The organism is Streptomyces sp. NTH33, assembly GCF_003236365.1.
Taxonomy (GTDB): domain Bacteria; phylum Actinomycetota; class Actinomycetes; order Streptomycetales; family Streptomycetaceae; genus Streptomyces.
In genome coordinates, this window is record NZ_POTZ01000666.1 from 1 (window position 1) to 2,846 (window position 2,846).

Below are 2,846 nucleotides of genomic sequence, written 5' to 3' on the forward strand. Positions count from 1 at the left end.
GCGGAACTCGACGCGTACGCCGATGTCGTGGCCGCGGTGGACGAGGCCGGGGCTGAGCGGGTGCGGGGACAGGCGCGCTCCGCGCGGGCGATGCTGAACTGACACCGGCGGCGGCGAGGGCGAAGGGGGTGACACGGCGAGAGGGCACCCCGTCCGTGCGGACCGGGTGCCCTCTCGCGGCGGTGAAGCACCTGGCGCCCAGGCGCCTAGCTGGGGTCGGTGTCGATGACGCCCACCCGGTCGGTCTTGCTCAGCAGGGCCTGGCGCAGGGCGACGTACACGTCCTGGGGAGTGACGGCGGTCTTCTTCCCGGTGCCCCGGGTGATCAGCACGCCGTCGAAGGTCTGCCCGTAGAGCTCCTTGAGCGCCTTCAGGTCGGGGTTGTCGACGAGCTTGCCGTTCACGGCCTTCACCCTGAGGAACTTCCACAGGGAGTTCTGCGGGCTGAACGGCACCGAGTGCGCCGGGTCCGTCATGACCGTCACATTGCCGGACATCGCGGGCTCCGCGAACTCCTTCATCATCCGGTCGACCTCGGCGTTGGAGATCGTCGGCTGCCGGGTGGTGGTGGGCAGCCGGACCGGCAGGGCCGAGCCCGTCTCCACCTGGGTGCGGTACGCCTCCTGGACCGCCCCGGCCGAACGGGCCACGTCGATGCCCTTGCCCGGCTTGCCGTAGACGGCGACGGCCTTGCCGGACTCGAACTTGATGCCGCCCTCGGTCACCGAGCCGACGCCGCCCGAGGTGTTCTGCAGGGCAACCTGCAGCTTCTCCTCGTCGACCGGCATCCGCGGCTCGACCTCGCGGTGGTTGCCGAACAGGGAGCCGATCACGGAGACGGGGTTGTAGTCGCTCGTCGCCGCCGCGCTGGCCGTGGCCTGGGTGTCGAACTGGAGCCCGGCCTGGTCCGGCTTGAGGGTGATCGTCCTGCCCTCGACCGACAGCTTCAGCGGCTGGTTCACCCGCTTGCCGAAGACGTCGTCGAGCTTCTTCACCGCGTCGTCGCGGGTGCCGCCGCCGATGTCGACGCCGAGCACGGTGGTGCCCTTGGGTACGTCGGAACGGTTCATCAGCAGCCCGGCGCCGTAGGCGACACCGGCCACGAGGACCACCCCGCCGACGAGCAGGGGCAGCTTGCCGCGGCCCTTCTTCTTGGCGGCCTTGGACGCGCCGGCGCCGGACGGGGCGGCGCTCTTCGGGGCCGGCCCGGGCATCCCCGGCGGGGTGTGCGCCATCGGTCCGCCGCCACCGGCGGCCGGGCCGAACGGCTCGCCTCCGCTGGGCGCGATGACGGGCATGCCGCTGGTGACGGTGTGACCGGAGACGTTGCCCGGCCGGGCGCCGTAACCCGGCGTGCCGGGCTTCGGCGCGGGTTTCTGCGGGGTGAGGACCGCGGTGTCGTCGCTCAGGCCGCCACCGGGGTGTGCGGTGGGCGCGCCGGGGGCGCCGCCGGCGTTCGGCCGCAGCGGGCCGTCACCGGTGACCGGGCCGCCGGTCGGGCCCGCGGGTCCCTGCGGACCGCCCGGCCCACCGGATCCACCGGGTCCGCCGGCCCCGTTGAAGCCGCTGGGACCGCTCGGGCCGCCCTGACCGCCGTAACCGCCCTGCCCGGCCTGCCCGGCCTGCCCGTTCTGGCCGCCGCCGTTCTCGGAGAAGTACGGCAGGTCGTCGCGGCGCGGCTCGCCACCGCCGGAACCGGGGCGGGGGCCGCCGGGCCGCGGGCCCGCCGCCAGCGCCTCGGTCACGTCGAAGGAGCCGGTGCCGCCGCCGTGGCCGGGGGCGACGGGGCCGCCGGTGACGCCGGGCAGCCCGGTGCCCTGGGCGGAGCCGGGGCCGGGGGCGCCCCCGGGCCGGGAGCCGTTCGCCGCGCCGGGCACGCCCACGGAGCCGGCCGCACCGCCGGGGCGGGCGCCGGAAGAGCCCGCGCCCGGGGAGCCGGCCCCCGTACCGGAGGAACCCGTGCCGGGCCCGCCCGCCGCGGGCGAACCACCGGCCGGTCCGGCGCCGTTGGTGGAGCCGCCGCCCTGACCTCCCTTGTTCGCCTGGGGCTTGCGGGGCGCGAACCAGTCGCTGGTCGGCTTCTCCCCGGCCGGCGCCGCGGGTCCGGCGGCCGGCTCCGCGGGCGCCTTGGCCGCCGGGGCGGGCGCCGGCTGCTGCTGCGCCTCGCCGCCGGTGACCGCCCCGGCGGTGTCCTCGGCCTCGCTCTCGGAGTTCTCGGAGCCGCCCGAGGAGACGGGCTTGCGCACGACCACCGGCGGAATCGGCCTGGACCCGGGGATGTTGATCCGGACCCGGGTCGTCAGTGTGGTCTCGGTCTTGCGTTCTTCCGGCTGCACGGCCGAACGACCCGCGTCCGCGCGGCCGTCGGACACCGCCGGGATGCCGTACGGCGGGGTCCCCGAGGGGTAGGCGGGTCCGCCGCGCCCGTTGGGCCCGGAGGACGGAGTGTCAGTTTCACGACTCAAGGCAGGTTCTCCTGGTTGGCTCCGCCGCCCGTCACGGCGTCACTGCGAGCGGCTCGGCGGCGCGCACCACCATACTGGCCACATCCGGCCCGTTTCCCGGGACCGCCGGGGAAACCCACACCGGGCCCGCACGGGCAGTACAGGAAGAAGTGGTACGTCACTTGCCAAGTCGGGCGTCGTCGCCGTCGGGTTGCCGTCCGCGCCCCATGGTGGCGCAGATCACGGCGAGAGCCATGCCGCCGAGCAGAAAGATATAGGAGCCGCCACCGGCCGCGAACATGAAGTCCCCTTCCGGACGGCCGGCGGTGAGCAGGACGACCATGACGGTCCAGCCGGCGGCACCCGCCACGGCCCCGCCCCGGCTGCCCGCGGCCCTCGCCC

General features: G+C 75.4%; 2 protein-coding genes. Both read right to left on the reverse strand.

The window, feature by feature from the left end; all coding sequences use genetic code 11:
* Positions 1-206 precede the first annotated feature (206 nt).
* Complete coding sequence (locus tag C1I97_RS34630) at positions 207-2,465, reverse strand: hypothetical protein (protein ID WP_181447047.1); 2,259 nt, start codon at positions 2,463-2,465, stop codon at positions 207-209.
* Between the two features lie 157 nt (positions 2,466-2,622).
* Positions 2,623-2,846, reverse strand: a 224-nt coding sequence (locus C1I97_RS34640; protein ID WP_258382884.1) for a DUF6113 family protein, incomplete at its 5' end; no start/stop codon positions are given.